The organism is Phyllobacterium sp. T2-21, assembly GCF_055378485.1.
This window is the reverse complement of sequence record NZ_AP027912.1, coordinates 1493872-1516906: the sequence shown is the minus strand read 5'-3', so window position 1 is coordinate 1516906 and position 23035 is coordinate 1493872. Positions and strand designations below refer to the sequence as shown.

The following is a 23035-nucleotide window of genomic DNA, read 5'->3' as shown; positions in this document are numbered from 1 at the left end:
CTGTGTTCCATCTGGTTCCTGATTAGGACTCCAATGTCACAGCTGCATGAAGGAATTGACGGTGAAGCCGATTGTTCAGCGGTTGCCGGAGGCGATGATTTCCTCACCGCCGACGACGAGACGCAGTCCGAGATTGCCCATCTTGCGGCGAGCCAGAAAACGCGGACGGCGGCGGCGCGGTTCACGGCCCTGGCGGCGTTCCACCGGTTCGCCCACGGCAACCGGTCCGATGCTCTGCTCGAGCTGGCGGGCTTCGCCGTCTTCCTCGACCAGCATCATCGGCAGCTTGAACAGATTGGACCAGGCGCGCCAGTCCGCGGCGATGTCATTGAGATCGTGAGCGACCAGCAGCGGCACCGAAAGATGCGGATCGCTGTGCATCAGTTCGAGCGTCACGGTGATGTCGCCGAGCTCGTCCTCGGCGGCACGGGCCGTCACGCCCTGAAAGGCGCAGACCGGCAGGGCCAGCGACACCGGCAGGTTGCTGTTCGGCAGTACGCGCTTGACCACCGCGCCGCGCTCATGCAGCGAGAAGGTAATGTCGCCCCGGTCATCGCGCGTGGCGTAGGTGACGGTCTGTGGCAGGTGGAATGGGTCGAGCCGGAATTCCTGGCCTGCCCAAACCGGCTTTGCTCCGGCTTTTTTCATGTGACGCCTTCTGTCGATCCTGAGAGCCGGTTTTCCGGTCTTCTCTTTTGTATTTCCCTGTAGAAGCGGACCAATTTTTCTGGTCTCGTATGGGGAAACAATAGGCGCCAATCCCCCCGCTTCCGCTTAACGAACGCGGTTAACCGTTTCTCATCGCGGGGAATGGTTATCGAAATTCGACCATCGGTAAGGTTTCAAAAAGAGAGATAAACAAAAGACTGACGGGGAAGCTCGACTTGCATCGAAACGCTTCCCCGCCATCGACAGAACCATGAAACAGCGCGCTCAGATCACCTTGCCGGGATTCATGATGCCGGCCGGATCGAAGGATGCCTTGATCCGGCGCATCAGATCGAGCGCCACCGGCGACTTGGTTTCCGACAATTCCTTGCGCTTCAACTGGCCGATGCCGTGCTCGGCGGAGATCGATCCCTTGTAGGCGCGGACGATCCCGTGCACGCGGGCATTGACCTCGCCCCAGCGCGCAAGGAACGCTTCCTTGTCGGCACCGGCGGGCTGGGTGATGTTATAATGCAGATTGCCGTCGCCCATATGGCCGAAGGAAACGATGCGCGCACCGGGTATCATCGCGAGCACGGCCGCATCGGCTTCGGCAATGAATTCCGGGATGCGCGCCACGGGCACCGAAATGTCGTGTTTGATCGAGCCACCCTCGGGCTTCTGCGCCATCGACATGGCTTCGCGCATATGCCAGAAGGATTTTTCCTGCGCGGTGCTGTCGGCAATCGTGGCATCTTCGACCAGTCCCGCCTCAAACGCCTCCGTCAGAATAGCCTCGATGGTCTCGCGTGCATCTTCAGCGGAGCGCGACGAGGAAATATCAATCAGCACATACCAGTTGTGCGCGCCCTGCAGCGGATCGCGCACACCTTCCGTATGCGCTACCGAAAACTCGACGCCGATACGCGGCATCAGTTCGAAGCCGGTCAACGCCGCACCGGCATGGCTCTGCGCCAGCCCCAGAAGTTTCAGGGCGTCCTCGGGGCTGTTCAGCCCGGCATAGGCAACGCCCTTGCCCTTGGGCAGCGGGAAGAGCTTCATCACCGCAGCGGTAATGACGCCGAGCGTGCCTTCCGCGCCGACAAACAGATCCTTCAGATCGTAGCCGGTGTTGTCCTTCTTGACGTAGCGCAGATCGTTGAGAATCTCGCCGGTCGGCAGCACCACCTCGACGCCAAGGCAGAGTTCACGCGTGTTGCCGTAAGCCAGCACCGCCGTGCCGCCCGCATTGGAGGAGAGATTGCCGCCGATCTGGCAGGAGCCTTCCGAGCCCAGCGAAAGCGGAAACAGGCGCCCGGCCTGTTCTGCCGCTTCCTGCAATTTCTGCAGGACGACACCGGCTTCGACGATAATGAGATTGCCGGCGGGCTCGACCGAGCGGATCTTGTTCAGGCGTGACAGTGACAGGATGACCTGCTGGCCCGTTTCATCGGGCATCTGGCCGCCGACAAGGCCGGTGTTGCCGCCCTGCGGCACGATGGCCGTACCGGTTTCAGTCGCCAGTTTGAGGATTGCCGAAACCTCGTCCACGGTGGACGGCCGCAGGACCAGTCCCGTCTTGCCGCCGAATTTTTCCCGCGGTTCGATCAGGTAGGGTTCGATGTCCTGCGCGTCATGCAAGGCGTTTTTCTCACCCACGATGGCAGTAAAACGGGCAACAAGGTCTGGCGTCAGGGTCATTTGATCTGTTCCAACTCTTCTATGGGGGGCACGCGCGGCGCGGCAGCGCGGACAAGGCGGTCATTGATGGCTTCGCCCAGTCCGGTGAAGGGGATCGGCTCGACAGCAATGACGGCACCGCCGAGACGGTCGAGACGCTTCATGTAATCGAAAAGATTGGTGGCAGCCTCCCGCAGATTGCCCGTCTCGCTGAGGTTGAGACACGCGCTCGCCCTATGGGCATCCGCAGCGCGGTCCGGACCGAAGGCCAGCAGTACCTCGCCATCCCGCACCTCGTGCACATTGAGACGGACACCGGCGGCAGGAGCGTAATGCGAGGCCATCATGCCGGGCGCCTCGATCGCGGCACGCTGATCCATGCGCCGCAACGATTGACCAATGAGCGCTTCGATATCCTCGGCGGCAAGCCCGCCGGGCCGTAGCAACAGAACCGCGTCGCCATCCACCTTGACGATGGTCGATTCCAGCCCGACCTCGGACGGACCGGCATCGAGGATCAGGGCAATCTTGCTGCCGAGATCGTCGGCAACGGCCTGGGCACTGGTGCCGCTGATCCTGCCGGATGTGTTGGCGCTGGGGGCGGCCAGCGGATGACCGAGCGCTGCGATGATCTTTCCGGCGATACCGCGCGGCATGCGCAGTGCCACCGTATCGAGACCGGCCGCCACCAGGGGATGAATATGGGTGTCGGGCCGCAACGGCAGGACCAGTGTCAGGGGACCGGGCCAGAACGCATCCATCAGTTTGCGAGACAACGGATCGATCACCGCATAGCGTTCCGCCATGGCGATATCCGAGACATGGCAGATCAGCGGATTGAAATGCGGCCTGCCCTTCGCTTCAAAGATACCGGCAACGGCATCGCCATTGGTGGCGTCAGCCGCCAGGCCATAGACTGTCTCGGTCGGAATGGCGACAAGCTGGCCTGCAGCCAGCGTCTGGGCCGCCTTCAGAATTGCCTGTTCATCTGGTGCTATTGTCTCGGCCAAGGGCGCTTCTCCGATCGTGCGCATTGCCTACACGATGGGCAGGGCTCGCCGCAAGCCTGCGCTGATGAACTCACCGTATGAGGTGATGCGTAAAATTGAATCCACCCGTGGTAAAAATTAGCAAGGTTTGGCTGATAGAGATTGGCGGTCAACAAGGATAGAGCCACATGTTCCGCCATCTGCTTGCCATCATAGCTGCTGCCCTTATCGCACCGGCCATTGCGCATGCCGGAGAATCCATCAAGCTCAAGGGCCCGTCGGCACGGCCAAACTCGGTCACCTTTGTCGGCTATGACAGTTTCGATGCCAATGGCAATCCTGTCTGCACGCCCTGCATCGAGCAGCGCGCGGCGGAAGCCGCCAAGCTTCAGGCCTATCTGGAGCGCCGCGAACGCTCGCGCCAGTACATGGCCCGCCTTCAGGGCAACGGCCCCAAACCGGACTCCTTTATCGCCACCGCCAATGCCGCGACACTGCCGGCAGCACACGCAGCACCGGTCGCGCAAACCACGGCAACGCCGGCACCAGCGGCGCCAGCCGCCGCCAGCGGATTGCTTGCCGTCGAAGCGACGCCGCTGCGCGCCAGCATGCAATAAGCCAGCGCAAGGCCGGCGGACAAGCGCGAGGTTTTCGCGCCTGCCCGTTGATTATCCAGCAATTTTCGAGAAGTCAGCGACCGTGTTCGTGGCTGTGCGGATACGGGCAAGCAGCGCCAGGCGATTGGCTCGAACGGCCAGATTCTCGTCATTAACCAGCACATCTTCAAAAAATGAATCAACCGGTTCACGCAAAGCACTCAGTGCAATCATGGCGCCGGAAAAATCCTGTTTTTGAATCGCTTGCGCCGCGTCCTTCTCAGCCTGATTCACCGCGGCGAAGAGCGTCTTTTCCGCGTCGAGTGCAAGCAGCGCCGGGTCAATCGTATCGGCGACAACCGTACCCTTCTTCTCCTCGGCACTCAGAATATTGGCTGCGCGCTTGGTGCCGGCCAGAAGGTTCTTGCCCTCTTCCGAGTTGAGATAGACCACCAGCGCTTCAACGCGGCGAGCGATCAGCAGAAGATTATCGGCGCCGTCCGTCAGCACCGCATCGATCAGGTCATGCCGTGCGCCGAGTTCGCGCAGATGCACTTTCAGGCGATCATGGAAGAACGCCAGAAGGTCAAGCAGAACCGGCTGCGCATGCTCGGCCACCTCGCCGCGCAAACGCTTTTCAAAACCGGAAATGGCGTTGGTGACATCTTCCTCACCATCGACATCGCCGGAATTCTGGGCGGCCTGCTGCGCCTCGTAGCGCTCGACATGCTTTTCGACGGCGTCTTCGCGCAGCTGCGCAAAGGCGGCCTGGAAGAGCGGCAGAAGCGCGATCTGCCAGTCGCTTGAAAGCAGCAGGCGGATGACGCCAAGCGCCGCACGGCGCAGGGCGTAGGGGTCTTTCGAGCCCGTCGGCTTTTCGTCGATGGCCCAGAAACCGACCAGCGTATCGAGCTTGTCGGCAAGCGCCACAGCCACGGAAACCGCATCGCTTGGCACAAAGTCGGATGGCCCTTGCGGCTTGTAATGTTCTTCAATCGCGGCTGCGACCGATGGATGTTCGTTCTGCAGCAGCGCATATTTGCGGCCCATGCCACCCTGCAGTTCCGGGAACTCGCCGACGATTTCCGTCGTAAGGTCGGCCTTGGCCAGTGCGGCCGCACGGGCGGCCAGTACCGGGTCGGCCCCGACCAGCGGCGCGATATCGCGTGCCAGCGCCTTGATCCGCGTGACGCGCTCGCCCTGGGTGCCGAGCTTGGCGTGGAAGGTGACGTTCAGGGCGTCGAGCCGCGCCATGCGCTGATCGAGCGGCTTCTTCAGATCGAGATCAAAGCGGATGGCGGCAGCCGCGAGCTTTTCCATATCGGGCAGATCGTGCTGGTCGGTCGTCCAGAAGTAGAGCGCGTCGGAAAGACGGGCACGGACGACCTTGCCATTGCCGTAGGCGATCTCCTTGCCGCCGTCACTGGCCACGATATTGGAAACCAGGATGAACTTATTGGAGAGCTTGTCCGTCTCGCCGGCTTTGCGCGTGACAAAGCACTTCTGGTTCGTCTTGATGGTGAGACGAATGACCTCCGGCGGAATGGCAAGGAAATTGTCCTCGAATTCGCCCATCAGCACGACGGGCCACTCGACGAGACCCGACACCTCTTCCAGCAGTCCTTCGTCCTCGACCAGTTCAAGGCCCGACGCAAAGGCTGTATTCTGCGCATCCGCCAGAATGATCTCCTTGCGGCGATCCGCATCGAGCACGACCTTGGCCTTTTCCAGCTTGGCGACATAATCGTCAAAGCGGCGAACGGTGATCGGCTGGCCGTCGCTCAGGAACCGGTGCCCGTAGGTGATATTGCCGGAACGCAGGCCACTCACCTCGAAATCGACGACAACCGGTTCTTCGGTCTCACCGCCGAACATGCAGACGATCGACTGAAGCGGACGCACCCAGCGCAGGCTGCCGGCCTTTGCCGAGGCTGCCCCCCAGCGCATGGATTTCGGCCATGGAAATTCGCGAATGATCTTTGGCAGGAGTTCCGCGATGATCTCTTCGGCGGGCCGGCCCGGCTTTGTCAGATGGGCGACGTAGAAATCACCCTTCTTCGGATCCGTGTGCACGTGGGCCTGTGCAATATCCGTCAGGCCGGCGGAACGCAGAAAGCCTGCAATGGCTGCCTCCGGCGCGCTGACGCTCGGTCCCTTGCGATCCTCATGCACGTCTTTCGACCGTGCGGTCAGGCCGCGGATATCCAGCGTGAGACGGCGCGGCGTCCAGTAGTCACCAGCCGCTTCATAGGTGAGGCCAGCCTCGACCAGACCGTCGGTGACGAGCTTTTTCAGATCGCCGGCCGCCTTGCGCTGCATGCGGGCGGGAATTTCTTCCGAGCGAAGTTCGAGCAAAAGATCGGGCATTATACGGACTCACTCTTGAAATTGACGCCGCCGGCTTCGGTCAGAAGGAACGCCTCGCCGCACTGCCGGGCGAGATTGCGGACCCGCAGGATATAGCTCTGCCGCTCCGTCACCGAGATCACACCGCGCGCATCGAGCAGGTTGAACGCATGCGAAGCCTTGATGCACTGGTCATAGGCCGGAAGGACCATCCGGTGCATCGGGCTGTTGTCGCCGTCCTTGGGTGCGCCCGCGCGCAGAAGCGCCGCGCACTCGGCTTCCGCATCCTCGAAATGCCGCAGCAGGACCGACGTGTTGGCATGTTCGAAATTGTGCCGCGAATATTCCTGTTCCGCCTGCAGGAACACATCGCCATAGGTGACCTTTTCATCGCCCTCGAGGCCATTGAAATTCAGGTCGTAGATGCTGTCGACGCCCTGGATATACATGGCGAGCCGCTCCAGACCATAGGTCAGCTCACCCGAAACAGGCGCGCATTCAATGCCGCAGACCTGCTGGAAATAGGTGAACTGCGACACTTCCATGCCATCGCACCAGCATTCCCAGCCCAGCCCCCAGGCGCCGAGCGTCGGGCTTTCCCAGTCATCCTCGACGAAACGCACATCATGCAGCAGCGGATCAAGGCCGATGGCCGCCAGCGAGCCGAGGTAAAGCTCCTGCAGGTTGGCAGGCGATGGCTTCATGATCACCTGATACTGGTAATAGTGCTGCAGGCGGTTGGGGTTCTCGCCGTAACGGCCATCCTTGGGGCGGCGCGATGGCTGGACATAGGCTGCCTTCCACGGCTTGGGACCGAGCGAACGCAATGTTGTCGCCGGGTGAAACGTACCCGCGCCGACTTCCATGTCATAGGGCTGCAGGATGACACATCCATGCTGGGCCCAGTAATTATGAAGCGTCAGGATGAGACCCTGGAACGAACGGGTCGGGTGCATATGATCGGGCAATGGGACGGTCACCGGTCAGGCCTTTTTGACGGGAAATGGAGTGCCCGTCCTAAGGCGTGCCGTCTGGCCGGTCAAGAGAAAGGACGCCATGACAACGGCTTTCGCAGGCACCCGCAGCGGAAATCATGGCAAGGGTGCCTTGAACAGCACCCCTGTTTCCCACGATGATCAGCCCTTGTTGTCCGGAGCCGGGACAGGAGCCGGTTGCGGCGCTGGAGGTTCCGGTGCTTTCGGGGCATCGCTGCCATTCTTGGCAACGCCCGGCTCCTTTGCATCGGGAAGGCCGTTCTTCAGCTTTTCCTCGATCTTGACCAGATCTTCCGGCTCAGGCTTGGAATCACGGGCGTGGGCCCATTGGAAAGTCGCTTCCAGCTTGCGCCCTGCACGCCAATAGGCATCGCCCAGATGATCATTGATGGTTGCATCTTCGGGACGCAGCTTCACCGCCTGCTCCAGCTGGATGACAGCATCGGCATAATTGCCCATCCGGTAATAGGCCCAGCCGAGCGAGTCGACGATATAGCCATCCTGCGGACGGGAGGCGACAGCCTTCTTGATCAGGTCCAGCCCCTGCTCCAGCTTGATATTCATGTCGATCCAGGAATAGCCGAGGTAATTCTGCACCTGCGGCTGATCCGGATAGAGTTCAAGCGCCTTGGTGAAATTCGGCTCTGCCTTGTCCCACTGCTTCAGCCGCTCATAGGCAATGCCACGCTGGTAGAAAATCATCCAGTCATTGCGTTCGGGCTTTTCGATCGCCGCAACAGCCTTGTCATAGGTTTCGGCGGCTTTGGCGTAGTTCTTGTCCTGCGCATAGATGCTGCCGATGGCAAGATAGGTGCGGATATCCTTCGGATCGGCCGCCAGAAGTCCGTTCAAATGCGTGATCGCCTCGTCATGGCGCTTCAATATGGCAAGATTGATGGCAATCTGCATTTCCGCATCGCGGTTATAGGCGGAATCGGCAGGAATGCGCGTGAAGTACTCGACAGCCTTTTCCGGCTGCTCCAGCTTGGCACTGATGTCACCGATCTGGAAAAGGGTCGCATCGTGATCGGGGCGCAGCGGCAGCGACATCTGCAGATAGAGTTTGGAAAAAGCTTCCGCTCCACTGCGATTGATCGCGGTTGCCAAGGTATAGAGCACTTCCGCCGCGCCCTGCTGCGGGGTCTCCACGAGCGGCTTGACGGCCTTGCCCGACGAAAGCTGCTTGCCGAATTCGACCAGAACCATGCGGCCGGACAGCACTTCCGATGCGTCCTTGATCAGCGTTTCCGCGCCGGCTTTGTCACCGTTGCGCATTTTGAACGAGGCATAGGCCTCGATCAGCCGCTCATAGGTATCGGGCGCCGCAGCCAGGCTCGGGCGGTCCTCGAGAGCGCTCTGATAGAACGCTGCCGCCTTGTCTTTCTGTCCGGCCATGTCGGCGATGAGCGCCGAATTGTAGATCTTGAACAGGGCAAAGCCATCCGGACCCTTCAGCTTGCTGATCATGGCCAGCGCTTCATTGGGCTTGCCTGCCCCGGCCTTGGCCCAGGCCGAAATCAGACCGGTGATCATCCTGTCGAGATCCGACTGGAGCGACAGCATCATCAGGGTATCCACCTTCTGGTACTGCTTCTTGTTCAGGGCATCGATGCCGAGCGCCAGGCGCGAAAAACGTTCGATCTCCGGAACCGATTTCAGTTCCTGCGCAATCGGCAATGCTTCCTTGAACTGACCGTCGGTCAGGAGAACCAGCAGGAGGCTCTGACGCAGTTCCTTGTTCTTCGGATCATAGGCAAGAGCCTGCCGGTAGAAGGAAATGGCGCTGTCGAAATCATTGCTGCGTTCAGCGGTGCGGGCAGAGAGGAAGGCGCCGGACAATGATCCCGCAGCAGTTACCAGATCTTTGCCGGTCGCGGCCGGTGCGGAAATGACACTGATGGTCAAGGCAGCGAGTGTTGCGCCCATCACGGAGCCGAGCAATTTACTGCGCTGCATATACAAAATCCCTCTTCATTGTCGTCATGATGAAATGATCGCCCGAATCCTCAGGAAAAGCATGGCCTTTTTACGGTCCACTCTCAAGTTTCATCGAAAGAATAAAGGCAATTGCCTGCCAGAGGCCATGGCAGGCGTTCGATCCACAACGGATCAGTTCACCCGACTGATGCAAAAGTCGATGACTTCCAGAAGGGCATCCTTTTGCGGCGACTGATCGAGCGGGGCCAATGCATCGCGGGCAATCCCGCCAAAATGCCGGGCGCGCTGGATCGTATCGCTGAGGGCGCCGTAGCGGGTCATCAAGCCCTTAGCCTTTTCCAGGGCCTTGTCGTCGTTGACACCGTTCTCCAGCGCCTCCTTCCAGAACAGGCGCTCTTCCGCCGTGCCGCGACGATAGGTCAGAACCACCGGAAGGGTAATCTTGCCTTCGCGGAAATCATCGCCGGTGTTCTTGCCGAGATCCTTGGCATTGCCGCCGTAATCCAGCGCGTCGTCCACCAGCTGGAATGCGAGGCCGAGATTGAGGCCGTAGGAGCGCAGTGCCTGGCGATCCGTGCGCGAGGAGGATGCAATGATCGGCCCCACTTCCGCCGCAGCGGAAAACAGCGCGGCTGTCTTGGCCTTGATCACCGCCAGATACTCATCTTCGGTTGTCTCGAGATTTTTTGCCGCCGCAAGCTGCATGACTTCACCTTCGGCAATGACCGACGCGGAGGTTGCCAGCACATCGAGCGCTTCGAGCGAGCCGACATCCACCATCATCTTGAACGCCTGGCCGAGCAGGAAATCACCAACGAGAACGCTGGCCTGATTGCCCCAGATCATGCGTGCCGTGCTCTTGCCCCGGCGCAGGTCGCTCTCGTCAACCACGTCGTCGTGCAGCAGCGTTGCCGTGTGCATGAACTCGACGCTGGTGGCGAGCTTGACGTGGCCATCGCCCTGGTAGCCGAACATGCGGGCAGCCGCGAGCGTGATCATCGGGCGCAGGCGTTTGCCGCCGGACGAGATCAAATGGTTCGCCACTTCGGGAATCATCTCGACGTCCGAACCTGCTTTCGACAGGATCAGTTCGTTGACACGGGCCATGTCGGCCTTGGTAAGATCAATCAGCGGCTGCACCGATCCCGTGCTGCTCTTCTTATCATCCAGACTGACAACAACGCCCAAAACGAAACTCCTAAACTTCTCGCATAATGCGGCGACACCTTATTTTGACAGGCTATAACCCGCAAGCGGCGAATTGGCGCGCAAAAATGGCAGGGGTTACAAATTCGTGATAAAGCCCACACATATGCTACAGGACTTACGGCACTTCCGGGCCAGTCATATGGGTAATGGCAATGATCGAAATCATGCGTACGAACGATCCTGTTCTCATCTCCTTTGTCGAATCACTGCTCAAGGATGCCGGCATCCGGCACTTTATCGCCGATTCCAACATGAGCGTCCTTGAAGGTTCCGTCGGCATTCTCGCACGCCGGGTGCTGGTCGATGCCAACCGGGAGGACGAAGTCCGGCGGTTGCTCAAAGACGCCTGCCTCGAACGCGAGCTGCGCGGCTGATCCATGCCATCGACCGATACGCCCCATACGCTGGATGCATTCCATCGCGGCCGGTTCCACCTGCTCCAGCCCGCGCTGAAGGGGCACCGGTCGGGGGTCGACGCCATGGTGCTTGCCAGCGCCGTACCCGATGATTTTTCCGGTCGTGTCGCCGACCTTGGCGCCGGTGCCGGGGCGGCAGGCCTTGCCGTGCTCGCGCGCTGCAGCAAGGCCAAGGCGGTCTTGATCGAGCGTTCCGATTTCATGGCCGACTTTGCCCGCAGATCGCTCGCGCTGCCGGAAAATGCCGCCATCGCTGCGCGCACCGAACTTGTGCAGGCGGATGTCACCCTGACCGGCAAGGCGCGGGTTGCCGCAGGGCTTGCCGACAATAGTTTTGACTTCGTGATCATGAACCCGCCCTTCAACCGGCCCACCGACCGCGCAACGCCCGATCCGGTGAAGGCGGAAGCCCATGTCATGACCGACGGCATGATGGAGCAATGGATCCGCACGGCCGCTGCCATCGTCAAACCCGGCGGGGCGCTGGCGATCATCGCCCGCCCGGCTTCGATAGCCGAACTGCTCGACGCCTTGCAGCGCCGCTTTGGCGGACTGATTATCGTGCCGGTGCAGCCAAGACCGCAGGATGCGGCCATCCGCATCATTATCAAAGGTATTCGCGGCAGCCGTGCGGGCCTTACGCTTGCCCCGGCCCTGATCATGCATCATGAGACCGGCAACGGCTTTACCGAGCGTGCTACGGCGATAAACAATGGCCTGACGTCACTTTTGTAGCATTTTCCGCACCGTGCCATTGTGATTTGATGTGCACCGCTTACATGCGCATGACCTGAAAGCATCAAAGGAGAAAGCATTGGCCCGATTGATCCGAAAATTGCTGCCGCGTCGCTGGCGCCCCGATTTCGTGGAGATACCGGTGGTTCGCCTGCACGGCGCCATCATGTCTGGCGGTGGTCAATTCCGGCAAAATCTTTCCCTTGCGTCCGTCGCGTCGGTTCTGGAAAAAGCCTTTGACGACAAGGATTCACCTGCGGTGGCGATTTCGGTCAATTCGCCGGGTGGTTCTCCGGTGCAGTCGCGCCTGATTTACCGGCGCATCCGTGACCTGGCAGCCGAAAAAAACAAGAAGGTCTATGTCTTCATCGAGGACGTCGCGGCTTCCGGCGGCTATATGATCGCCGTTGCCGGTGACGAGATCATTGCCGATCCGTCATCGATCGTCGGCTCGATCGGCGTTGTCTCGGCAAGTTTCGGCTTTACGGAACTGATCAAGAAGATCGGCGTGGAACGGCGCGTCTATACGGCAGGAAAGAACAAGGCGACGCTCGACCCCTTCAAGCCGGAAAACAAGGCTGATATCGAACATCTGAAGGCGTTGCAGCTGGAAATCCATGACACCTTCATCGATCTGGTCAAGGAACGGCGCGGCGACAAGTTGAGCGACAGCGCCGATCTCTTCACCGGCCAGTTCTGGACGGGAACACGCGGTGTTGAACTTGGTCTGGTCGACGGTCTTGGCGACATGCGCTCCTATCTCCAGTCGCAATATGGCCCCAAAACCAAGCTAAAATTGATCTCGCAGCCGCGCGGCCTGTTCGGGCGCAGAATACCATCCGCCAGCGTGCAGATCGAAGGGTTTGGCAGCGGTTTGGCCAATGGGCTGATGGACGCGGCCGAGGAACGGGCGCTCTGGTCGCGTTTCGGACTGTAAACCGGCGCAGGATTTTTTGGCAAGGACGGAACTCCGTGCTATGAATGCGGATAGGAATGATATCGGTAGTCGAGGGTTACAGACGATGCCACAATTGATCTTTTTTGCTCTTGTCGGCGCCGCCGCCTATTACGGCTATCGTTCGTTCAAGAAGGAAGCACAGCGCGTCTCGCAGCGCGTGCGCGAGGCCGAAAAAGAGGCACAGAATCGTGCGCAGGGAACACTGGTCCAGGATCCCGAAACCGGTGAATACCGCCTGCGCAAAGACTGAGCGTCCATGCTTGCCAGTCCTGACCATACAATCAGCCTGACCGCCCCGGCCAAGATCAATCTCGCCTTGCATGTGACCGGCAGACGTGATGATGGCTACCATCTGCTCGACAGTCTCGTCGTGTTTGCCCGCTTCGGCGACCGGCTGAGCGTGACGAAAGCGGCGGCGGATTCCTTCACCCTGTCCGGTCCCTATGGCATGGGCCTTCCCGCCGACGATACGAACCTGGTGCTCCGGGCGCGGGACGCCCTGCGCCGGCGGTATGGCGAACGGGCGACGCCGGTCGCCATCCATCTGGAAAAACATCTCCCCGTCGCCTCCGGCATCGGCGGCGGCTCCAGCGATGCGGCTGCCGCCCTGCGTGCTCTGGCTGCCCTGTGGGCTATCGATGCCAGCCTGACGGACCTGGCCGCACTCGGCCTGCCGCTGGGTGCCGACGTGCCGATGTGCCTGCACGGCGAGGCGCTGATCGCGCGCGGCATCGGCGAAGAGATCGAGCGCATCGCAGCCTTTCCGCGCCTGCCCATGGTCCTCGTCAACAATGGGGTGACAGTGTCGACACCGCAGGTCTTTTCCGCACTGACCCGCCGCGACAATCCTCCCCTGCCCGCGCTGCCTCCCCTGACATGCCTTGCGGAGGTTTGCGCCTATCTGCGGCAGACGGACAACCATCTTTTCGCAGCCACGCAAAAGCTTGCGCCCTCGATCAACGGAAGCATGCAGGCATTGCTGGACACCAACCCGTTGCTCGCGCGCATGTCCGGCTCGGGCGGCACCTGCTTTGCACTCTATAGCGATGACGCGGCGGCTGATGCAGCCGCAATGCGGTTGCGCCAAAGCCAGCCCGCGTGGTTTGTCGTCGCCACCAGCAGCACTATGGAAGGGAACTGATCTTGGCCCGCATTGACGAGACACGCCCCTTTGTACCCGTCGGGATTGCCGTGCTGACCGTTTCCGATACGCGCACGCTCGATGACGACAAATCCGGCACGACGCTGGCCGACCGCATCACGGCAGCAGGACACCGCCTGGTGGACCGCGCCATCGTGACCGATGACCGCGACGCGATACGCGACAAGGTGCTTGCCTGGTCAAACAGCCACGATGTGGATGTCGTTATCACCACCGGCGGTACGGGCTTTACCGGCAGGGACGTGACCCCTGAAGCGCTGGAGCCGATCTTTGAAAAGCGCATGGACGGCTTTTCCGAGGTATTTCACCGCATTTCCTACGACAAGATCGGCACATCGACCATCCAGTCCAGGGCAACCGGCGGTGTGGTCAATGCCACGTTCGTTTTCGTGCTGCCGGGCTCACCCGGCGCCTGCAAGGATGCCTGGGATAATATTCTCCAGTTCCAGCTCGACTACCGCCATATGCCCTGCAATTTCGTCGAGATCATGCCTCGGCTGGACGAACATCTCAAACGGGGCTAACAGCTATTTCGACGCGCCGGGAATAATCTCCGCCCGCAGACGCTTCATGGCGAGACCGCGCGCCAGGTCCGCCGCACTCTTGCCCGGAGCTGACAAAGCCATCGCCTGACGCTTTGAAATCAGCAGCCCGTTGGCCAGAGGATTTCCTGGCGCGAAAACCCGCGCGAAGAACGGCTTCCGATGCGCGTGGGAACGGGTGAAACAGGCTGGCCCCTGCATGCGTTCCACATGAAGGGAGACAGCCTCGATCCAGCCGTCGATCAACCGCGCACCGGGTTCGATGAACAAAATCCAGTCGCTGCGCGCGCGGCGCAGACCGTCGATCAATGTCTGGTCCTGCAGGAAAATACACCCGGCCGCATCAGCCACACGGTGAGTCTGGTCGGTCGAGCCGTGATCGATGACGATGACATCGCTCAACACACCTTCGACAGCTCCGCCCACCAGTCCGCCGAGCGTTCTGGCCAAGGGTTCATCGGCATTGCGGGTTTCGATCAGGACGGAAATCATTCATTTCAGTTATAGTATTATTATTGAAATTTCCATCATCCTTTTTCAGCAGATTGTTCTTGCTTTGTTCTCATAATTTGTTAGGAATACATTCATGTTGCGACGGTATGAGCGACTCAGTCTCGCGCCGGTCTCAAGGAGAATGTCAATGAACATCATGGTACAGGCGGACAAGGCCGCTTTCGGGCAGGGCCGGGCCGAACATGCCAATGTGCTGGTCGACGAAGCCGGGTTGCGGATCGACCATGGACGCCGGCGCGGACGCGGCGCGGGCGTGAACCCATCCGGGCGGTTCGAGCCGGAAACGCGCCATGTCTTTGACGATGGCTGGGAGACAATCGAGGATTTGCCCGCCTTCAAGACCGAAGTGCAGATCGAGAAGCCGCGCACCATCATCACACGCAATGACTCGCCGGATGTCGGATTCGATCGCTCGATCAATCCCTATCGCGGTTGCGAGCATGGCTGCATCTATTGCTTCGCCCGGCCCACCCACAGCTATATGGGCCTGTCAGCCGGTCTCGATTTTGAATCGAAACTGTTTGCCAAGCCCGATGCCGCCAGGATGCTCGACCGCGAACTGTCCAAACCGGGTTATACCGCCAAGACCATCGCTATCGGCACCAATACGGATCCCTATCAGCCGATCGAGAAGAAGTGGCGCATCATGCGCGAGATTCTGCAGGTGCTCGAAGAGCATCAGCACCCCGTCGGCATCGTCACCAAATCGGCGCTGATCATGCGTGATATCGATATTCTCGCCCGCATGGCCGAGAAGGGTCTTGCCAAGGTCTGCCTTTCCGTCACGACGCTGGACGGCAAGCTTGCCCGGACGATGGAACCGAGGGCCTCAACCCCGACGCGGCGGCTGCAAGCGCTGCGTGCACTCTCCGACGCGGGCATTCCGACGGGAACCCTGGTGGCCCCGATCATTCCGGGTCTCAACGATCACGAGATCGAGCGCGTGCTTGACAGCGTGTATGCCATGGGTGCGCGCGAAGCCGGCTACGTGCTCCTGCGCCTGCCGCTCGAGGTCAGTCCCATCTTCAAGGAATGGCTGCTGCGCAACTACCCGGATCGCTATCGCCATGTTCTTTCCCTCGTGCGCTCCATGCGCGGCGGCAAGGATTACGATGCGGAATGGGGCAAGCGCATGCGCGGCGACGGTCCCTATGCCTGGCAGATCGGACGCCGGTTCGAAATCGCCGCCAAGCGCCTTGGCATCAATCTCGCCAAACGCCGTCTGCGCACCGACCTGTTCGTACCAACGGCAGGCAGCGAACAGTTGTCGCTGTTTTAACCCATCAAACGGGTCTTCGACCTGTTTCTGAAAATCCGTCGGGCGCCCCCCATCCCGCTGACGGAAGTCCCGATGCCCTACCCCATCCGCATCGGGGCCTTGCAGAGAATCAGAACGAATGCGAGTCTCGCCGCAACATGGCTCGATTGCGTTCTGATTCTCTGCTTCTTCCTCTCGATACCGGCAAACCCGATTTTGCGACGGAGCGTCGGCTCATGCGCGACGGTGTGTCTTTTGTCGTGGGTATCGACGAAGCCGGTCGCGGGCCCCTGGCAGGCCCTGTTGTCGCTGCGGCGGTCATCCTTGACCCCGAGCGGATTCCCGATGGTCTTGACGATTCAAAACGACTGACCGCCAGGAAGCGGGAAGAATTGTTCGATATCATTTTGCAGACGGCGCTGGCATCGGGTATTGCCAGTGTCGCCGCGCCGGCAATCGATGCCACAGATATTCTGAAAGCCGCGCTGGAGGCCATGCGCCGCGCCACCTGCGGCCTTTCCATCCTGCCGGGCCACGCGCTCATCGACGGGCGGGATGTGCCGCGCGGCCTTCCCTGCCCCGGCACGGCGATGATCAAGGGCGACCAGCGTTCGGTGTCCATTGCCGCGGCCTCCATTCTCGCCAAGGTCAGCCGCGACCGGATGATGGCGCAGGCCGGCCGCCACTACCCCGCCTATGGGCTCGAGACCCATGCGGGCTACGGAACAGCGTTTCATCGCAGCGCGATGCTAACCCACGGACCAGTGGTTGGCCTGCACCGTTTCAGTTTCGCTCCGCTGAAGAACCGGGACGTTTAGGGCGAGGTCACGCGCCCAAAAGAAAAAGCCGCCTCGCGGCGGCTTTCTCAAATTCCATTTGCCCTCAATCAGTTCAGGCGGGTCTTCACTTCACCCAAGGAAGACTTGAACAGGTCAGCCGATGTCTTGGCGTCAACCTTGTCCTTGAGGATACGGCCAGCAGCGGCAACAGCGATATCGACTGCGGAAGCGCGAACGTCGTTGACGGCCTCGGTCTCGGCCTGGGCGATCTTCTGCTCGGCAAGCTTGTTGCGGCGCGCAACATACTCTTCCGTCTTCTGCTTGGTTTCCTCAATGATAGCATGGGCTTCGCGCTGCGCTGCGGCAACGATCTCGCCAGCTTCCTTTTCGGCTTCCTTGCGCTTGCGCTGATACTCGGCCAGCAGCGACTGCGCTTCCTCGCGCAGGCGGCGGGCTTCTTCCAGCTCGTCGCGGATACGCTCAGCGCGGCCGTCAAGCGACTTGCCGACAACGCCCGGAACCTTGAGGTAAACCATCAGCGCCAGGAAGATAACCAGCGCAATCAGGGCCCAAAATGTTGCGTCCATCATGCTTCTCCTTAACCGCGCACGGCTTTGACCGCAGCGGAAACACTTGCCGTATCGACAGTTCCACCGATGATCTTCTTGACGATTTCCGCCGCCGTTTCCTCGGCGATGGCACCGACGCCAGCCATTGCCTTGTCCTTGATGGACGCAATGCTTGCCTCGGCTTCAGCCAGCTTCTTTTCCAGGGCAGCAGAGATTTCCGCTGTTTCAGCGTCTGCCTTGGCCTTGGATTCATCACGGGCGGTCTGAGCAATGCTGCCGGCCTTTTTCTTGGCTTCGGCAAGTTCCTGCTCATAGGCGGCGAGCGCCTCATCCGATTCCTGCTTCATGCGGGCAGCCTGATCGAGATCGGTTGCGATGCGATCGCGGCGAGTCTCGATGATACCGCCGATACGTGGCAGAACCACACGCGACAGGAACAGGTAGAAAAATGCAAATGTCAGTGCCAGCCAGAGCAGCTGCGAAGCAAAATGGCTGGAGTCGAAAGGCGGGAAAACACCTTTATGCGCCACACCCGTTTCGGAGTGGGTCGCAGTGGCATGGGCATCAGACGCGCCACCCGTTGCAGCCGTGTCGGCATGCGCAGGTGTCTCGGTCTGAGCGGTTGTGGATGCGGCATGAGCCGAAGACACAAACATATGTTGTCCCCTTGGTTCGGGCATTTCCCGATCTGCTGACTTTAAATATTATACTGGCCGCGCAGAGCGCAGCCAGTATGAATTGCTTGCTGATTAAACAGCGAACAGAAGCAGAAGAGCGATGAGCAGCGAGAAGATGCCCAGAGCTTCAGTAACGGCGAAGCCGAATACCAGACGGCCGAACTGGCCATCAGCTGCGGATGGGTTGCGCAATGCACCGGAGAGGTAGCTGCCGAAAATGTTGCCAAGGCCGAGGGCCGTTCCGGCCATACCAAAGCAGGCGAGACCTGCACCGATGTACTTTGCTGCTACGGGATCCATGTTAAACTCCTTTGGATAGAATAGTTATTGATCGATTGCGTTTGGCGGAGCCCCGCCGGCGAAGTTCGTTCTCAGTGACCGCCAGGATGCACTGCGTCATTCAGGTACATGCATGTCAGCACGGTGAAGACGTAGGCCTGCAGGAAAGCCACCAGGAATTCGAGACCGGTCAAAGCGACCGTCATGGCGAGCGGCAGAATCGCGCCGCCAATACCGGCAGCTCCGAGCGCACTCAGCGACACCACGAAACCAGCAAACACTTTCAGCGTGATGTGGCCAGCAAGCATGTTGGCGAAAAGACGAACTGAAAGGCTGATCGGGCGGGAAAGGAAAGAAATGATTTCAATCGGCACCACGAGAAGCAGCAGCGGCGCCGGAACACCGGACGGCACAAAAACACCAAGGAATTTGAAGCCGTGCTTGGCGAAACCATAAACGAGAACCGTACCGATCACGAGGATCGCAAGCGCGAATGTCACGATGATCTGGCTGGTAATCGTATAGAAATACGGGAACATGCCGAGCATATTGGCCACAAGCACGAACATGAAGAGCGAGAAGACAAACGGGAAGAACTTCATTCCCGAGGTTCCGGCCGAATCGCGCAGCGTTGAAGCCACGAATTCATAGGCCATCTCGGAAACCGACTGCAAACGGGTCGGGATCAGACCGCGATTGGAAGAAGTTAGGTAGAGAAACGCCGAAGCAACCGCAACCGTCGCAACCATGAAGGCGGACGAATTGGTGAAGGACAGGTCAATTCCACCGACATCAATGGGAATCCATCGTGCAATCTGGAATTGATGGATCGGATCGTTGGCCACGCTAACCTCGTCTATATCGTTCCATGCCCGCAGGCTTATTCCGGTTTCTCACGGTCATCGCTCTTGTCGAGCTCAAATCCGCGGTTCTCCGCCACACGTCCTGCGGAGCGCAGGATGTTCAGCGTTCCGGCACAAAAACCCAGAAGGAGCAGAATGATCAGCCCCCAGGGTGAAGTGCCCAAAAATCGGTCAGCTAACCAGCCCAACCCCGCACCAACCAGAACGCCGGCGATAAACTCGCTCGACAGTTTCATGGCCTGCGCGACACCGGAGGCGGTCCCCGTCCCCTCGTCTTTCGAACCGGTCTTCCCGCCTACGCCCTTTGAAGCCAGTTTTGCTTCCAGATCGCGGCGGCGGCTTTCCAGTTCATCCGAAGTCAGCGGCTTTCCGGCATCCGGCGTATTACCGACAGAACCTGACTGATCGGGCTTGTTTCCCGTGGCCAATGGCATGTCCTTTACACGCTGAATGCGAGGCTTCACCCCCGCTTCGAAGTCGCGCGCAACATATTGTTACGATCCGCGCTAGTCAAGGCGCAGAAGCAGGAGTCTCAAGGGTAATTTTCGCGGGAAATTTCAATACCTTAGGTAAATATGACTTTATGTCTCACCTCTGAGGGCAAAAATCGCGTGCGAATCCTGTGGATGAGACAGGTGTTCAGACGCATTCCAGCAGCATCGCAACACAGCTTTCGATGGCCAATTACGCCACAACGCAACCCTGCGTTTCTTGCGGCGCAGATCGAACCAAACGATAAATGATACAGGCCAACAAACATGGCGATTTGAGGGGAAAGCAGAAAACACCGAGCCAGCCGGTGTATCGGGACGATGGGCCTCCCGACCATGGCAATGGCCTTGCCCTCAAACTTGGAGGTGAAACTATGTGGTACCTGCCACTTAGTATCACCCTGATATTGAAAAGAACCCGGACCAGTTGGTCGCTGACAATCCGGGTTCAATTCATATGATCAGGAAGGAGGGGCAGGCGAAAGCCTGTCCCTCACTCCAAGGACAGTATAGCAGTTTTTGTTTGGCTTCCAAGGGCCGTCAAATCCAACCACCGCCATAGGTGCGGTAGAAGACGTGCTGGCCGATCTTGTCGACGCGTTTCATGGTATGCGCCCAGTTTGGCCGGACATAGACGGCGTGATAGTGGGTGGCCGAGCCGACCTCCGGCAGGAAGATGCGCCCTGACGTAACAGCCATCGCTATTTCCTGCGCCATTTTCCAGTATTTCGGCTCCGTCACGACCAGCTTGCGTCCTTCACAGGCGAACGAGAACTGACAGCGGTTGATCCAGTCGTCGTTCTGGTAGACGACACCGCAAATGGTCTTTGGATAGGCAGGGTTGCGGACGCGGTTGAGAATGACCTGCGCAACGGCGGCCTGCCCCTTCAGGCTTTCGCTTCTCGCCTCAAAGTAAATGCCCGTCGCCAGGCATTTCTGTTCTTCCTTGGTGAAAACAACCGGCGGCAGCGGCGATGCCAGCCAGGCATGATCGCCGGCCCCCAGTTGCGGGACAAATCGCCCCGGCTGCTTTGGCTCATTGAGAATGTTGTCGAAAGGCGAGGTTTTCGCGTAGTCGGGTTCAGCCGGCGCGTAACCCAATGCCAGAACGTCCGGCGTGTTGTTGGTGATCAGGCTGGCCAGCATGGGCGAGACCTGCGGATCGGCCTTGGCCGGTGCGCGATTATGAAATGCCAGCGCGATCTGGATTTCCTTGCCGGCGATCTTCGGCTTGGCAAAAGCCATTTCGACTTCGACGCCATGGGTCGGGCGGATCAGCATGCTCGATCGCTGGAGGATGGAACCTGCACTGAACGCCTTGGGCGGAGCCTTCTTGCTGATGGTGACGATGCGCCCCTGCTTCTCGGCTCGGTTGATGCGATCTTCATCGGGTGTCGCGTCAGGTGATTTCCCGGTGCCGTTGACAACGATCGGACCAATGCCCGGCACGTCGATACCACTGGCGGGAATGCTCGATGTGATGGCCTTGTCGTCGACAAGGGACATATTGGCTTTCTGGATGGAGCCGGCGGGTGACTTTTCCAGATAGGCCGTCCAGCGGCCCTTGCCGGATTCGGCACCCGACAGCATGCTGGCCATATCCTGATAGGCGACGATCGTGGGCGAGAACAGATAGATGGCCGTGCCGATAATCACCGGACCGATAAAATTCCTGTTTGTCCGATTCTTTTGCAGGGGCTTCAATGCCCTAGAAAACTCAGAGAAACGCACGCCGATACCCCACTCACAACCGAACAATACTGGTTGCAAAAATGAAGCATTAACCTTGATGGAGAGTTAACAGCCCTCGCAAAAGCGCGTAGCCGGTTGGTTTGGCAAACCCGTGCAAATGCAAACCGCCCCCGTGCAAAAACACGAGGGCGGCAGGATTTGTACTAGAGAGATGTCTTAGCGTTTCTTTTTTGCCCGTCCGGCGAACGGATTATCCGAGGTGCGCAGGACCAGCCGCAGCGGAACACCTGGCATATCGAACGTCTCGCGCAGTCCGTTTGTCAGATAGCGCACATAGGAGGTCGGGAACGCTTCCGGCCGCGAGCAGGAGATGACAAAGCCCGGCGGGCGGGTTTTGACCTGCGTGATGTATTTGATTTTGAGGCGGCGGCCGGCGACGGCAGGCGGCGGGTGATGCGTCGTCACACCTTCCATCCAGCGGTTCAGGCGACCGGTGGAAATACGGCGGTTCCATACCTCGTCCGTCGAGGCAACGGCGGCCATCAGCTTGTCGATGCCTTGGTTGCGTTCACCCGAGATCGGGACGGCACGGATACCGCGAATCTGCGGCAGCAGCCGTTCGGTCTTTTCGCGCAGATCGGCCAGCACCATCTGGCGGTTTTCGACCAGATCCCATTTGTTGAAGGCGATGATCGGTGCGCGGCCCTCACGGATGATCAGATCGGCGATCTGCAAATCCTGCTTTTCGAAGGGGATCGTCGCATCAAGCACGATAATGACGACCTCGGCAAACCGAATGGCCCGCAGCGCATCGCCCACGGACAATTTTTCGAGCTTACCCTGAACACGGGATTTGCGGCGCAGCCCAGCGGTATCGAACAGCTTGATCTTGCGGCCGTTCCACTCCCAGTCGACGGAAATGGAATCGCGCGTGATCCCCGCTTCAGGCCCTGTCAGCAGCCGATCCTCACCAAGCATCGTGTTGACCAGTGTCGATTTACCGGCATTCGGGCGCCCGACGATGGCGATGCGGAGCGGCTTGCTGGAATCATAGGCCGGGATGTCTTCGGCATCCGGATCGTCGATGTCGTCGCCGATCAGATCGTCCTTCGGCCCCGCCACGGCGGGAATGGTGACGGCGACCGCGTCGCTCTCGGGATCTTTCGTCTCGTACTCATCCGGGAAAACGCGCTCTTCTCCCAGTATTTCGACGATCGCGTCGCGCAGATCAGGGAAGCCCTGCCCGTGCTCGGCCGAAATCGGGCAAGGTTCGCCCAGTCCCAGCTGATAGGAATCGTACATGCCGGATTCGGCACCGCGCGCCTCGGCCTTGTTGGCAACCAGAACAACCGGCTTGCCGGAACGGCGGACGAGGTCGGCGAAGGTTACGTCGGTGGGGGTGATACCGGCCTTGGCATCGACAAGGAACAGGATGAGATCAGCCTCACCGATGGCCAGTTCCGTCTGGGCACGCATGCGGCCTTCCAGCGAATCGCTGGGGACCTCCTCTAGACCTGCGGTATCGATGACATCGAACTTCAGGTCGTACAGTTTGGCGGCATGGACACGGCGGTCGCGCGTAACGCCCGGCAGATCATCCACCAAAGCGATCTTGCGGCCGACAAGCCGGTTGAAGAGGGTGGACTTACCGACATTCGGACGGCCGATAATGGCGAGGGTGAAACTCAAAGACTCAAATT

Annotated in this window: 24 protein-coding genes; 9 read left to right on the top strand and 15 right to left on the bottom strand. The window is 59.8% G+C overall.

Going from position 1 to position 23035, the window contains the following annotated elements; all coding sequences use genetic code 11:
* Positions 1-75 precede the first annotated feature (75 nt).
* The 3 genes from ACZ5FP_RS07590 to ACZ5FP_RS07580 all read right to left on the bottom strand — a co-directional run bounded on the left by ACZ5FP_RS07590 (position 76) and on the right by ACZ5FP_RS07580 (position 3338).
* A complete protein-coding gene (locus tag ACZ5FP_RS07590) occupies positions 76-648 on the bottom strand; it encodes a DUF6101 family protein (protein WP_464662901.1) in 573 nt (190 codons plus the stop codon).
* 285 nt (positions 649-933) lie between these two features.
* Entirely contained in the window at positions 934-2349 is a 1416-nt protein-coding gene (locus ACZ5FP_RS07585) for an FAD-binding oxidoreductase (protein ID WP_464662900.1), read from the bottom strand.
* Complete coding sequence (locus tag ACZ5FP_RS07580; protein WP_464662899.1) at positions 2346-3338, bottom strand: L-threonylcarbamoyladenylate synthase; 993 nt, start codon at positions 3336-3338, stop codon at positions 2346-2348. The genes ACZ5FP_RS07585 and ACZ5FP_RS07580 overlap by 4 nt, the downstream gene beginning before the upstream one ends.
* 167 nt (positions 3339-3505) lie before the next feature.
* On the opposite strand from ACZ5FP_RS07580, the gene ACZ5FP_RS07575 reads away from it, so the two are divergent.
* Positions 3506-3934 carry a hypothetical protein gene (locus ACZ5FP_RS07575; RefSeq protein ID WP_223611571.1) on the top strand — a complete coding sequence of 143 codons (429 nt, stop codon included), beginning with the start codon at positions 3506-3508 and terminating at the stop codon, positions 3932-3934.
* A 51-nt stretch (positions 3935-3985) separates the two neighbouring features.
* Here ACZ5FP_RS07575 and glyS read toward each other — a convergent pair whose 3' ends face one another.
* From glyS to ACZ5FP_RS07555, 4 genes are all read right to left on the bottom strand, one after another.
* On the bottom strand, positions 3986-6280 hold the full coding sequence (glyS, locus tag ACZ5FP_RS07570) for a glycine--tRNA ligase subunit beta (RefSeq protein ID WP_464662898.1): 2295 nt from the start codon (positions 6278-6280) through the stop codon (positions 3986-3988).
* The gene (locus tag ACZ5FP_RS07565) at positions 6280-7215 is read right to left on the bottom strand and encodes a glycine--tRNA ligase subunit alpha (RefSeq protein WP_223612383.1); all 936 of its coding nucleotides are present in this window, start codon (positions 7213-7215) and stop codon (positions 6280-6282) included. Before ACZ5FP_RS07565 ends, glyS begins: the two co-directional genes overlap by 1 nt.
* Before the next feature lie 180 nt (positions 7216-7395).
* Complete coding sequence (locus ACZ5FP_RS07560; protein WP_464662897.1) at positions 7396-9210, bottom strand: tetratricopeptide repeat protein; 1815 nt, start codon at positions 9208-9210, stop codon at positions 7396-7398.
* Between the two features lie 153 nt (positions 9211-9363).
* Positions 9364-10380: a polyprenyl synthetase family protein gene (locus tag ACZ5FP_RS07555; RefSeq protein WP_223611574.1), complete on the bottom strand. Its 1017-nt coding sequence runs from the start codon at positions 10378-10380 to the stop codon at positions 9364-9366.
* Between the two features lie 173 nt (positions 10381-10553).
* Here ACZ5FP_RS07555 and ACZ5FP_RS07550 point away from each other — a divergent pair, with 173 nt between their 5' ends.
* The 6 genes from ACZ5FP_RS07550 to moaB all read left to right on the top strand — a co-directional run bounded on the left by ACZ5FP_RS07550 (position 10554) and on the right by moaB (position 14196).
* Complete coding sequence (locus tag ACZ5FP_RS07550) at positions 10554-10775, top strand: putative signal transducing protein (protein ID WP_117282345.1); 222 nt, start codon at positions 10554-10556, stop codon at positions 10773-10775.
* Between the two features lie 3 nt (positions 10776-10778).
* On the top strand, positions 10779-11552 hold the full coding sequence (locus ACZ5FP_RS07545; RefSeq protein WP_464662896.1) for a methyltransferase: 774 nt from the start codon (positions 10779-10781) through the stop codon (positions 11550-11552).
* 79 nt (positions 11553-11631) lie between these two features.
* Positions 11632-12489 (top strand): S49 family peptidase, encoded by an 858-nt coding sequence (locus tag ACZ5FP_RS07540; RefSeq protein WP_464662895.1) that lies wholly within the window; start codon positions 11632-11634, stop codon positions 12487-12489.
* An 85-nt stretch (positions 12490-12574) separates the two neighbouring features.
* Positions 12575-12760 carry a hypothetical protein gene (locus tag ACZ5FP_RS07535; RefSeq protein ID WP_091880998.1) on the top strand — a complete coding sequence of 62 codons (186 nt, stop codon included), beginning with the start codon at positions 12575-12577 and terminating at the stop codon, positions 12758-12760.
* 6 nt (positions 12761-12766) lie between these two features.
* Entirely contained in the window at positions 12767-13651 is an 885-nt protein-coding gene (locus tag ACZ5FP_RS07530; RefSeq protein WP_464662894.1) for a 4-(cytidine 5'-diphospho)-2-C-methyl-D-erythritol kinase, read from the top strand.
* A 2-nt stretch (positions 13652-13653) separates the two neighbouring features.
* Positions 13654-14196, top strand: a complete 543-nt coding sequence (moaB, locus tag ACZ5FP_RS07525; RefSeq protein ID WP_464662893.1) for a molybdenum cofactor biosynthesis protein B — start codon at positions 13654-13656, stop codon at positions 14194-14196.
* Between the two features lie 3 nt (positions 14197-14199).
* Here moaB and ACZ5FP_RS07520 read toward each other — a convergent pair whose 3' ends face one another.
* On the bottom strand, positions 14200-14706 hold the full coding sequence (locus ACZ5FP_RS07520; RefSeq protein ID WP_464662892.1) for a glycosyltransferase family protein: 507 nt from the start codon (positions 14704-14706) through the stop codon (positions 14200-14202).
* Positions 14707-14854: 148 nt separating this feature from the next.
* Between ACZ5FP_RS07520 and ACZ5FP_RS07515 the strand changes: the two genes are divergently transcribed.
* Both ACZ5FP_RS07515 and ACZ5FP_RS07510 read left to right on the top strand, forming a co-directional pair.
* The gene (locus tag ACZ5FP_RS07515) at positions 14855-16006 is read left to right on the top strand and encodes a PA0069 family radical SAM protein (protein ID WP_464662891.1); all 1152 of its coding nucleotides are present in this window, start codon (positions 14855-14857) and stop codon (positions 16004-16006) included.
* A gap of 137 nt (positions 16007-16143) precedes the next feature.
* Positions 16144-16803: a ribonuclease HII gene (locus tag ACZ5FP_RS07510; protein ID WP_464662890.1), complete on the top strand. Its 660-nt coding sequence runs from the start codon at positions 16144-16146 to the stop codon at positions 16801-16803.
* 68 nt (positions 16804-16871) lie between these two features.
* Here ACZ5FP_RS07510 and ACZ5FP_RS07505 read toward each other — a convergent pair whose 3' ends face one another.
* The 7 genes from ACZ5FP_RS07505 to der all read right to left on the bottom strand — a co-directional run bounded on the left by ACZ5FP_RS07505 (position 16872) and on the right by der (position 23024).
* Positions 16872-17351 carry a F0F1 ATP synthase subunit B gene (locus tag ACZ5FP_RS07505; RefSeq protein ID WP_464663208.1) on the bottom strand — a complete coding sequence of 160 codons (480 nt, stop codon included), beginning with the start codon at positions 17349-17351 and terminating at the stop codon, positions 16872-16874.
* An 11-nt stretch (positions 17352-17362) separates the two neighbouring features.
* Positions 17363-17989 carry a F0F1 ATP synthase subunit B gene (locus ACZ5FP_RS07500; RefSeq protein WP_223611583.1) on the bottom strand — a complete coding sequence of 209 codons (627 nt, stop codon included), beginning with the start codon at positions 17987-17989 and terminating at the stop codon, positions 17363-17365.
* Between the two features lie 93 nt (positions 17990-18082).
* Positions 18083-18310, bottom strand: coding sequence for a F0F1 ATP synthase subunit C (locus ACZ5FP_RS07495; RefSeq protein WP_008125314.1), 228 nt, complete (start codon positions 18308-18310; stop codon positions 18083-18085).
* 71 nt (positions 18311-18381) lie between these two features.
* Positions 18382-19134: a F0F1 ATP synthase subunit A gene (locus tag ACZ5FP_RS07490; protein ID WP_223611584.1), complete on the bottom strand. Its 753-nt coding sequence runs from the start codon at positions 19132-19134 to the stop codon at positions 18382-18384.
* Between the two features lie 35 nt (positions 19135-19169).
* The gene (locus tag ACZ5FP_RS07485) at positions 19170-19580 is read right to left on the bottom strand and encodes an AtpZ/AtpI family protein (RefSeq protein WP_223611585.1); all 411 of its coding nucleotides are present in this window, start codon (positions 19578-19580) and stop codon (positions 19170-19172) included.
* A 603-nt stretch (positions 19581-20183) separates the two neighbouring features.
* Positions 20184-21299, bottom strand: coding sequence for a cell wall hydrolase (locus ACZ5FP_RS07480; protein ID WP_464662889.1), 1116 nt, complete (start codon positions 21297-21299; stop codon positions 20184-20186).
* Between the two features lie 252 nt (positions 21300-21551).
* Entirely contained in the window at positions 21552-23024 is a 1473-nt protein-coding gene (gene der / locus ACZ5FP_RS07475; protein WP_464662888.1) for a ribosome biogenesis GTPase Der, read from the bottom strand.
* Positions 23025-23035 lie beyond the last annotated feature (11 nt).